This is a genomic window from Pseudomonas fragariae (ex Marin et al. 2024) (assembly GCF_059621105.1).
In genome coordinates, this window is the sequence record NZ_CM184369.1 from 2,944,762 (window position 1) to 2,955,181 (window position 10,420).

Sequence of the window (10,420 nt, forward strand, 5' to 3'; positions counted from 1 at the left end):
GCGGTCGATCACTGCACCCAGACTTCAACCCGACGGTTCTTGATCCGGCCGTCGTCGATTTCATTGGTAGCCACCGGCATTTCGTCACCCAGACCAACGATATCGCGGAACGTTACGCCTCTTTTCAGCAGTTCCCGGCGCACGGCCATGGCACGCAGCCTGGAGAGCAGGGCGTCCCGCTCCGGGTCGCTCTTGGCGTCGCCGAAGCCTACCAGCGTCACATGCCGGTCCAGTTTGTCGCTGGATTTCAGGTAATCCGCAACCCGCTTGAGGTCCTGCTGCGCCTTGTTGTCCAGGCGCGCGCTGCCCTGAGCAAAGCGGAAATTGACTGACAGGCGTTCGGCCTTGCGTGCCAGCGCCTGGTAATCGGCGGGCATCTGCGCGGTAGGCTGCACCTTGAGGACCTGTACGGTCTGCGCGACAAAACCGCTTTGCGCGACGATGGCCTGGCCCTCGGCACTTTGCGCGAAACGAACCAGCGCCTGCGCCCAGCGCTGAGGCGTTGACGTGGGTACATAAAAGTACAGTCGTCGCGACAACGGGTAGTCCTCGGTGGCAATCAGGCTGATCGTCGGCAGCATGGGCCTGGAATCGCCATCGGCTATGGCCACCGCCTTGGCGCGGCGTACGGAAGGCAGGCCGATGAAGCCGATACCATTGATGTCCTTGCTGACTTCGTCGGAGAGCTGCTCGCTGGACTCGAAGCGCGCCGCGCTGCCCAGCAGGCTCTTGCCGTATTTGGTCAGTACCAGGTCCTTGAACGTCTCGTAGGTGCCGGACTTTTCATCGCGAACATAAAGATGGATGGCGCCTGGATTGCCACCGACCTCACTCCAGTTTCTGACTTCGCCACTGAAAATGCGCGCCAGTTGAAGGGTATCCAGTTGTCTCAGCGGATTGCCGGGATGCAGAATCACTGCAACGCCGTCGATGGCAATGGTCTGCTCGCTGGCTGCACTTTTCAGATCCCCCAGACTCGCCAGATCTTTGGCCTCCTGATCCTTGATCGGTCGAGAAGAGGCTGCGATATCTGTGTTACCTGCTTTCAGTGCGGTAAAACCGGTGCCTGAGCCATGCGCGGCGATTTCGACACTGACCGATTGTCCGGCGGCTGTGGTTCCGACCACACGCTGTTCATTGAGGGTGTTGCCGGGGAGGGTCTGTACCGATTGCAGACCTTGCTGGCGCATCAATCCTTCGACCAGCGCGGGTCCCAGTTGGGCGTTGATGGTGTTGGAGCCTTGAATGCGCAACGCCGGTATATCGCCAGCAGGCAACGGCAGTGCGGCTTGCGCGAAAGCGGGCAGGGTAGCGCTCGACAGGATGAGCGCCGTAAGCAAAGCGCGCAGCATCGGCGTCACCATGAATCACGGGAGGGTGCCGGGAGAATAAGTCAGAGAGATTGCCGGAATATGACAATTTCAGGGGCTGTACGTGTTTCAGCGCGACCCGAGCCTTATTAAGGAGGGATCGCGCGGGAGGGGCACAGGAGGGGATAAGTCAGCTGAGTTCAAGCCAGATCGGTGCGTGGTCGGACGGTTTTTCCATGGCGCGCAAGTCGTAATCCACACCGGCTTCCTTGATGCGTGGCTGCAAGCCGGTAGAGGTCATGATCAGATCGATGCGCAGGCCGCGCTTGGGCTCGTCTTCAAAGCCACGGCTACGATAGTCGAACCAGCTGAAGCGGTCGACGACCTCCGGGTACAGGTGACGAAAGCTGTCCACCAGGCCCCAGTTCTTCAGGCGCTCCATCCACTCCCGCTCTTCAGGCAGAAAGCTGCACTTGCCGGTTTTCAGCCAGCGTTTGGCGTTGTCGGCGCCGATGCCGATATCGCAGTCCTGCGGAGAAATATTCACATCGCCCATGACGATCAGCGGCTGATCGTTGCGAAAGTGGCCCTCGAGCAGCGTTTGCAGGTTCTCGTAAAAGCGCTGTTTGGCGGGGAATTTGGTTGGGTGATCACGGCTTTCGCCCTGTGGAAAGTAGCCATTCATGATGGTTACCGGCTGGCCGTTGCGGTCGGCGTAAGTACCCCAGATGAAACGCTTCTGGGATTCCTCGTCGTCCCCCTCGAAACCCTTGTGCAGGGCCAGCGGCGCATTACGAGACAGCAAAGCGACACCGTAATGGCCTTTCTGGCCGTGGAAGTGCACGTGATAGCCCAGCGCTTCGACTTCCGCCTGGGGAAATTGCTCGTCCGAAACCTTGGTTTCCTGAAGACCGATCACGTCAGGCTGATGTTTGTCGATCAGCGCCGCCAACTGATGCGGTCGAGCGCGCAGACCATTGATGTTGAACGAGATGATTTTCATAAAACAGCGGTCCTGAGCAAAAACAAACAACGATGCTAGCCGACCTGTGGTTTCAGGACCAGTGCCGCGTCGCAAGCGCAGGCCGAGGCGTGTCTGGATAATTCGTTGGAACTGTTATCAATGGCCATCACTCGAAAGCCTGCTTGCCAAAACCGCTGCGCCAGACGCAGTTCCGTTAACACGAGGCCCTTTATGTCCCTACCTGCTGCCATCACGGGTGAAATTCGCCAACTCGACAGTGGTTATTCCCGTGAAACCCGCTCCTTGCTGTTCAGGGCCTACCGGCACGATCCGACATTTGCCTATCTGTTCAACGCCGAGCGCGAGGGATATGAGCAACGCGTGTTGGCGACCATCCGCCAACTGGTCAAACAACACTTTTTGCAAAACCAGCCTGCGCTGGGCCTGTTTCTCCAGGACCGCCTGGTCGGCGTAGCGCTGATCGCTCCGCCGCAGCGCCGTCTGGGTGTCACCGAAAGCTGGGCCTGGCGTCTGCGCATGGTGATGGACACCGGCCTGGGTTGCACCCAGCGCTATCTGGCGTATTACAACGCAGTACTTGCCTGCGTGCCGTCGGAAACCGTGCATGTGCTGCCGTTGATCGGCCTTGATCCGGAGTTCCAGGGGCAGAAGCTCGGTCAGGACCTGAGCGAGCAACTGCTGGCGGCGCTGCACGACTGGTGCGCAGTGGATGAACACTCCCAGGGCATCGTGGTAGATACGGGCAATCCGCGTTATCTGGAGTTCTATAAGCGGCAGGGCTATGAAGAAATCGGTGAAATTGCTGTAGGCCCCGTCCGCGAGCATGTGTTTTTTCATCCGAACCCTCAGGTGTCACTGCCGGTCCCTGACGTAATGGCCTGAATATCCTGCAATTCGTGGGCTTCCAGTGCAGCCTGTCGATCGTGGTAGCATCTACGCCCATGAAGCTTTTCAGACTATTCAGCAGCGTTTTCCTGATGACCATGAGTGCGGCCGCGCTTGCCCAGGCCCGCCTCGACGTCAGGATCAAGCCTGCCAATCCGCAACTCAAGGCCAACGTCGAAGGGTATGTCGGTGATCTGGGCGAGCGTGATGCCCAGGCATTGCGCAACTTCAGCCTCGGTGCCGAGCAGCAGGCGGAAAAAGCCGCGCAGGCGCTGGGTTATTACCAGGCGCAGATTGATAGTGAGATCAAGGACGGAGATCAACCGAGCCTGGTGATCAACATCCAGCCGGGCGAACCCATTCACCTGCGTAACGTGGTGATCCGGGTCGAAGGCCCGGCGGCAGCAATGAAGGCCTTTCGTGTGCCGAGCAGCGACGCGCTGAAAACCGGCGCGGTGTTGAATCACGGCAATTATGAAGACGCCAAGCGTCTGATCCAGAATCAGGCTTCGCGTTACGGATTTTTCAGCGGTCACTTCACCCGTCAGCGCCTGGCCATCGACCCGCGGGCCGGTGTGGCGGATATCGAGCTGGTCTATGAAAGCGGGCCGCGCTACACGCTCGGCAAGGTCATGTTCAGTGGCGACGCGCCATTTGATGACGATCTGCTCAAGCGCATGGTGCCGTTCAAGGAAAACACGCCTTACGACTCCCAACTGATCGCCGAACTGACCCAGGCCATGCAGGGCAGCGGTTACTTCGAGGGCGTACGGGTCGATGCGGCGCCCACCGCAGCGGAAAATCAGGTTATTCCGGTGACCGTTCAGCTCGAAACCCGCAAGCCTCGCACCATGGGGTTGGGGCTGGGCTATTCGACTGACGTTGGCCCGCGTGGCAAAGCCAACTGGACCCGGCATTGGGCCAATCCGCAGGGCCACAGTTATGGTTTCGAATCCGAGATTTCCGCGCCACGGCAGAATATCGGCCTGTGGTACGACGTACCGCTCGACCCGCCGCTGACCGACAAATTGCGCTACGCCGGTGGGTATCAGTATGAAGAGATCGCCGGAACCGACAGCCTCAGCAAATTGCTGACTGCCGGGCCTGAATGGCACAGCAAGCTGCCCAGCGGCTGGGAGCGGGTCATATCCCTGAAATGGCAGCGTGAAGAATACCGCCTGGGCGATGACGCCGGCCTCAGCACGCTGCTGATGCCCGGTATCAGTTACTCGTACCTGCGCAGTGACAACCGTATCGACCCGCACCAGGGTTACAGACTGCAGTTCGACACGCAGGTGGCCAAGGAGGGCATGTTGTCTGACGCCAATCTGGTGCATGCCAACGTGCTGCTCAAAGGGCTGACGACCGTCGCGCAAAATCACCGCTTTCTCGGTCGCGTGCAGTTTGGCGGCAACCTCACCGACGGTTACACCTCGATACCGCCCTCGCTGCGCTTTTTTGCCGGTGGCGATCAGAGCGTGCGCGGCTATGACTATCAGAAGTTGTCACCGACCAATTCCGACGGCGACCGCATCGGTGGGCGATACATGTTTGCCGGTAGCGTCGAATACCAATATTCCATCGCTGACAAATGGCGCCTGGCGACCTTCATCGATCAGGGCAACTCGTTCAACAGCCTGGACAAGCCAGACCTGAAAACCGGAGTCGGTTTCGGCGTGCGCTGGGTATCCCCAGTAGGCCCGCTGCGTCTCGATCTGGCCCACGCGCTGGACGATGACGGCGGAATCCGTCTGCACTTTTCGATGGGGCCGGAGCTTTGAACAAGGTGAATATCACCCGCGGCGCCAAGGTCGTCGGGCTGGGACTCGTCGCATTACTGCTGCTAGTGATCATCAGTGTCGCGCTGCTGCTGGGCACCCATACGGGCAGCCAGTGGGCTTTGGCTCGGGTGCCCGGTGTACAGCTGGAAAACTTTCAGGGGCGACTGGGCGGCCAGTGGAGCGCCGAACGCCTCGTGTGGCAGCAGGGCGCAGACCGCGTCGAGGTCCAAACGGTCGATTTCGCCTGGACGCCGGCCTGCCTGTTGAAGATGACGCTGTGCATCGACCGTCTGCATGCGCAGCAGGTGCTGATGCATTTCCCGCCGAGCGATACGCCCGCCAGCGACGGCCCGATCCAGTTACCGACGCTCAGGTTACCGCTGGCGCTGCAACTGGGTGATATACAGCTGGGCGGTCTGCAACTGGATGGCGTCGAACAATTGCGCGATCTCAAGCTGGCAGCGCACTGGACCGCCGAAGGCTTGAAGATCGACAGCGCGCACCTGCAACGTGATGCGCTGGTGCTGGACCTCAATGGCCTGCTGAAACCCGAGGTCGACTGGCCTCTCAGCGTGCAAGGTCAACTGCAACTTCCGCCACAGGATGGCCAGCCCTGGACGCTGGCGCTGGACATCCAGGGCGACCTGCTGAAGACGCTGCAGCTCAAGGCGGACAGCAGCGGTTATCTGCCGGGATTGCTGACTGGCGAGTTGCAACCCCTGGCCGAACACCTTCCTGCACGCATCAGACTGACTGCCGAACACTTCAAACCCAGCGCTGCATTGCCTGACACCTTGCAACTGGACCAGTTGCTGCTGACGGCCGAGGGCAATCTTGACTCGGGTTATTTGATAGATGGCAGCGCCAGCCTGCCCGCAGAGAAAGGCCCTGTTGCGTTGTCATTGAAAGGACGCGTGGATGCCAACGGCGCAACCATCGCCGGACTCGATCTGGCCGCCGATGATCAGCAGCGTCTGGCCATCAACGGCAAGATGAACTGGCAGAGCGGTTTTTCTGCGGATGCAAGCATTGACTGGCTGGATTTCCCATGGCAGCGCCTGTATCCACTGGCGTCAGAGCCTCAGGTGGCATTGCATGCCTTCAAGGGCGATATTTCCTATACCGATGGCAATTACCTTGGCAATTTCAACGCCAGCCTCAAGGGGCCTGCCGGTGCGTTCACACTGGTCAGCCCGTTCAGCGGCAATCTGCAGGAGATTCATCTGCCGCAGCTGGAGCTGGTCGCCGGGCAGGGCAAGGCCAGCGGTTTCCTGAACCTGCAGTTCGCTGACGGTATCGGCTGGGATACGGCTCTGGACCTGAGTGCGCTGGACCCTTCATTCTGGGTTGCCGAACTGCCCGGCACACTGGCAGGCCCGTTACGCAGCAAAGGTCAGATGCGCAACGAGCAGCTTGAACTCAGCGCCGACCTTGATTTGAAAGGGCGCCTGCGTGGTCAGCCTGCGCTGCTGCAAGCCAAGGCTGACGGCCGTGATCAGCAATGGAATGTCAGCAGTCTGAACATCCGCCTCGGGGACAACCGTATTCAAGGAATGGGTAGTCTGCAGGAGCGTCTCAAGGGGCAGTTGGACATGGATCTGCCGCGTCTGGCCCAGCTTTGGCCACGTTTGCAGGGGCAGGTCAAAGGCCGGCTGGACCTGGCCGGAACGCTGCAGGCACCCCAGGGACAACTGGCCTTGCAGGGCAGCCAGCTCGCCTTGCAGGACAATCGTCTGCAAACCCTCACGCTCAACGCCAGACTGGATCAGGCGCAACGCGCGGTCATCAACCTGAAAGGCACCGGTATTCAGGCTGGCGATACCCAGTTGGGCACCTTGCTGGTGGACGGTCAGGGCACGCTCAAGAGCCAGCAGGTGAAGCTGGACCTGCAAGGACCTCTGCTCAAACTGGCCATCGGCCTTGACGGTGGTCTGGACAAGGGTGATTGGCGAGGCCGACTGGCCAGCGGTACGGTGCAGAGCGGCGGGCAGAACTGGCGTTTGCAGCAGCCAGCGAAGATCGAGCGTCTGGCCGATGGCCGGCTCAACTTCGGTGCGCATTGTTGGTTGTCCGGAGCTGCCAGCCTGTGTGGCGGTGATCAGCGGCTGATGCCTGAACCCCATCTGCGTTATCAGCTCAAGAATTTCCCGCTGGACAGCCTGGCGCAATGGATGCCCAAGGATTTTGCCTGGAAGGGCGCGCTGAATGCAGACGTGCAGCTCGACATTCCGGCAGCCGGCCCCAGCGGCAAGGTCACGATTGACGCCGGAGGCGGAACGCTGCGGGTACGCAACAACAATCAGTGGCTGGACTTCCCTTATCAGACGCTGAAACTGGCCACCACACTGGCGCCCAAACGCATCGACACGCGTCTGGACTTCGATGGCGGCAAGCTGGGAAGGCTGCTGCTCAACGCGCAGATCGACCCGCTGGCCAAGGACAAAACCCTGGCAGGTGACTTCAACCTCTCGGGGCTGGATATCTCGGTGGCACGTCCTTTCGCGCCAATGGTGCAGAAACTCAATGGGCGTCTGAATGGCAATGGCCGGTTGTCAGGCACGTTGCTGGCGCCGCTGGTCAACGGCAACGTGACGCTTGAAGCGGGTGAGGTGGCGGGGGCAGAGCTGCCCATGGAACTGCACGACCTCAAGGTCCAGGCGTTGATTGCCGGAGCAAGCGTACAGCTCAATGGCGGCTGGAAAAGTGGCAGCACCGGGCAGGGCAGCATAGGCGGTCAGGTGGCCTGGGGGCAGAGCCTGAACGTCGATGTGAGCCTCAAGGGCTCGCGCCTGCCGATCACTGTCGAACCCTATGCGGCGGTAGAGGCGGCGCCTGATCTGAAAATCTCCATGCAGGGCGAGCGACTGGCCATCTCCGGCAAGGTGCTGGTGCCCAATGGCGCGATTACCGTACGCGAGTTGCCGCCTTCCACTGTGAAGCTCTCCGGTGACACGGTAATCGTCGGACAGCAGACCGAGGAAGGCGCTCCGCCGCTCGCGGTGGCGATGGATATCGATGTGGACGTCGGCCAGGAAAAGCTCAGCTTCAGCGGCTTCGGGCTGACCGCCAATCTGGTCGGGCATGTGCACATTGGCGACAATTTGGACACCCGTGGCGAACTGAACCTGAACGATGGTCGGTATCGCGCCTATGGGCAGCGGCTGACCATCCGCAAGGCGCGTCTGCTGTTTGCCGGTCCGGTCGACCAGCCTTATCTGGACATCGAGGCGATTCGGCAGACCGACGACGTGATTGCCGGTATTCGCCTGACCGGCAGCGCCGAGCAGCCTACCACCGAGGTGTTCTCCGAACCTGCGATGAGCCAGGAGCAGGCGCTTTCCTATCTGGTCATGGGCAGACCGCTCAGCACTTCCGGCGAAGACAACAACATGGTCGCTCAGGCTGCGCTGGCATTGGGTGTGGCAGGTAGCTCGTCGACCACTGGCAAGCTCGCCGACAATCTGGGGATCAAGGACTTCGAACTGGACACCTCGGGAACCGGCGACAAGACCAACGTGGTTGCCAGCGGCAAGATCACCGACAAGCTCAGCCTGCGTTATGGCGTGGGCGTGTTTGAACCGGCCAATACCATCGCCTTGCGCTATCTGCTCAGCAAGCGCGTGTACCTGGAGGCCGCGAGCGGTGTTGCCAGCTCGCTGGATATTTTCTATAAAAGGGACTTCTAGGCAAGGGCTGGTGGCGTTAAAAGCACGGCTCTGCACCCGGCCGTCTGGCCTTTCCCGGGCGTCTTTCTTGCAACTGCAAGTTACCTCACATGTCATCTACCTTCAGGTTGCCGGCCATCATGGATCGATTCAACGCCATGCGCGTGTTCACCCGTATCGTCGAGCTGGGCGGTTTCGCCAGGGCGGCCGAGAGTCTGCACATGCCCCGTGCCTCGGTGACGATTCTGATCAAGCAGCTCGAAGCGCATCTGGGCGTACAGCTTTTGCAGCGTACGACGCGGCAGGTCAGCGCCACCCCGGACGGCAAGGCCTATTACCAGCGCTGCGTCAGCCTGCTGGCCGATCTGGACGATGCCGAAGCGTCGTTCTCGGCGACGGGGGCCGAGCCCAAGGGGCTGTTGCGTGTCGATCTGCCGGTCAGTCTGGGGCGCATGATCATCATCCCGGCGCTGCCTGAATTCAGCCGACGCTACCCGCAGATCCGCCTGGAGATCGGCATGAGTGACAGGCCGGTCGATCTGATCCGCGAAGGCGTGGACTGCGTGTTGCGTGCCGGAGCGGCACTGGATGAAACACTGGTTGCCAGGCCGCTGGGCAGTCTGACCCAGATTACCTGCGCCAGTCGCGAGTACCTGGCGCAACACGGCACGCCACTGGACCTGCAGGCGCTCGCGCAACATCAGGTAATCGAATATTTTTCGACCAGCACCGGCAAGCGTTATGGCCTCGAGTTCATGGCTGCTGGTATGGGCGTCGAACACGCATCGGCCTGCTCGATCGCTGTCAACAGTGCCGACGGTTATGTCGCAGCGTGCGAAGCCGGTTTCGGCCTGATTCAGGTGCCGCGCTACCATGTCGCCGCGCAATTGCGCAGCGGTGGGCTGGTGGAAGTATTGCGATTGCATCGTCCGCCGCCGCTGCCACTGACCGCGCTTTACCCCCCGCATCGACAGTTGTCACGACGGGTCAGGGTATTCGTTGATTGGCTGGTGGAATTGTGTGCCCACACAGATATCAGGGACAGACTGGTTTCCTGAAAAAAATTCAGAATTATCCCATATAGGCCGCGGCACACTTTCGTGTTTAACTTCCGGCTCTTTCATCCATTTTGAAAAGGAACGTGTTTCATGGCTCAAGTGACCCTCAAAGGCAGCCCCGTTCAGGTCAGTGGCAACCTGCCTGAAGTCGGTAGCAAGGCACACGATTTCACGCTGGTGGGCGCAGGTCTTGCCGATAAGACTCTGGCTTCCTTCGCCGGCAAGCGCAAGGTATTGAACATCTTCCCGAGCGTCGATACGCCGACCTGTGCCACTTCGGTACGTAAATTCAACACTCAGGCCAATGACCTGAGCAACGCCGTGGTTCTGTGCATCTCGGCCGACCTGCCGTTTGCCCAGGCGCGTTTCTGCGGCTCCGAAGGCCTGGAGAATGTCCAGAACCTGTCCTCGTTCCGCAGTGCCGATTTTGCCCGCAATTATGGTGTTGCCGTTGCCGACGGCCCGCTCGCGGGTCTGACTGCGCGCGCCGTGGTTGTTCTGGACGAGAACGACAAGGTGCTGCACAGCGAACTGGTCGCCGAGATCGGTAGTGAGCCCAACTACGACGCTGCATTGGCTGTGCTGAAGTAACTTTCCGCAACCTATAGACGGCCTGAGTCCGCTCAGGCCGTTTTTTTTGTTTGTGCTTCATACGTTTATCCAAAGTAAGCGCTTGGTAAAGGCGCTTTGCTTGTAACGTAACTGTGCTTATTGTTCAGCCTTCTGAACAAACCCC

7 protein-coding genes are annotated in these 10,420 nt (G+C 60.1%); 5 read left to right on the forward strand and 2 right to left on the reverse strand.

Features of this window, described 5'->3' with window-relative positions:
- Positions 1–8 precede the first annotated feature (8 nt).
- Together AC54XV_RS13135 and xthA are read right to left on the reverse strand one after the other, a co-directional pair.
- A complete protein-coding gene (locus AC54XV_RS13135; RefSeq protein ID WP_496718856.1) occupies positions 9–1,352 on the reverse strand; it encodes a substrate-binding domain-containing protein in 1,344 nt (447 codons plus the stop codon).
- 148 nt (positions 1,353–1,500) lie between these two features.
- Positions 1,501–2,313 (reverse strand): exodeoxyribonuclease III, encoded by an 813-nt coding sequence (gene xthA, locus AC54XV_RS13140; protein ID WP_024641291.1) that lies wholly within the window; start codon positions 2,311–2,313, stop codon positions 1,501–1,503.
- A 192-nt stretch (positions 2,314–2,505) separates the two neighbouring features.
- Here xthA and AC54XV_RS13145 point away from each other — a divergent pair, with 192 nt between their 5' ends.
- The 5 genes from AC54XV_RS13145 (at position 2,506) to tpx (ending at position 10,275) form a co-directional block, all read left to right on the forward strand.
- Positions 2,506–3,177, forward strand: a complete 672-nt coding sequence (locus tag AC54XV_RS13145) for a GNAT family N-acetyltransferase (protein ID WP_003345438.1) — start codon at positions 2,506–2,508, stop codon at positions 3,175–3,177.
- A gap of 59 nt (positions 3,178–3,236) precedes the next feature.
- Positions 3,237–4,961: an autotransporter assembly complex protein TamA gene (locus tag AC54XV_RS13150; protein WP_003402770.1), complete on the forward strand. Its 1,725-nt coding sequence runs from the start codon at positions 3,237–3,239 to the stop codon at positions 4,959–4,961.
- A gap of 5 nt (positions 4,962–4,966) precedes the next feature.
- Positions 4,967–8,647, forward strand: coding sequence for a translocation/assembly module TamB domain-containing protein (locus tag AC54XV_RS13155; protein ID WP_496718859.1), 3,681 nt, complete (start codon positions 4,967–4,969; stop codon positions 8,645–8,647).
- A 119-nt stretch (positions 8,648–8,766) separates the two neighbouring features.
- On the forward strand, positions 8,767–9,684 hold the full coding sequence (locus tag AC54XV_RS13160; RefSeq protein ID WP_024651443.1) for a LysR family transcriptional regulator: 918 nt from the start codon (positions 8,767–8,769) through the stop codon (positions 9,682–9,684).
- 90 nt (positions 9,685–9,774) lie between these two features.
- Entirely contained in the window at positions 9,775–10,275 is a 501-nt protein-coding gene (gene tpx / locus AC54XV_RS13165) for a thiol peroxidase (protein ID WP_003402767.1), read from the forward strand.
- Positions 10,276–10,420 lie beyond the last annotated feature (145 nt).